Source organism: Achromobacter sp. SIMBA_011, from assembly GCF_046535435.1.
Taxonomy (GTDB): Bacteria; Pseudomonadota; Gammaproteobacteria; order Burkholderiales; family Burkholderiaceae_B; genus Achromobacter; species Achromobacter dolens.
Map to the genome: position 1 here is coordinate 1 of NZ_JAWRWN010000380.1, position 275 is coordinate 275.

Annotated in this window: 1 protein-coding gene; it reads right to left on the reverse strand. The window is 61.8% G+C overall.

Annotation, left to right across the window (positions count from 1 at the left end; all coding sequences use genetic code 11):
- A partial coding sequence (locus tag SB816_RS31375; RefSeq protein WP_410548164.1) for an acyl-homoserine-lactone synthase occupies positions 1–275 on the reverse strand: 275 nt, incomplete at both ends.

Genomic DNA, 275 nt, shown 5'->3' on the forward strand with positions numbered 1-275 from the left:
CGACGCGAACGATTTCGGACATCATGGCGCGCGTGTTTTGCCACGACTCTTCGGCGGTCAACGACTCGCCGCGCGGCATGCTCATCGCGAAGCGGGACAGTTCCCACACGTCGGGGGCATGAGGAAGCGCGGCGTCGCCCATCAAGGTCGGGAACACGTCGCCGAGCAAATAAGGCTCGTCGGTCGGCAGCAAGCGGCCGCAACCGACGATTTCGCCATTGCGATCGCGGGCGATGACGTAAAGGGTATCTGCGTGATCGAAATTGTCGAATTCG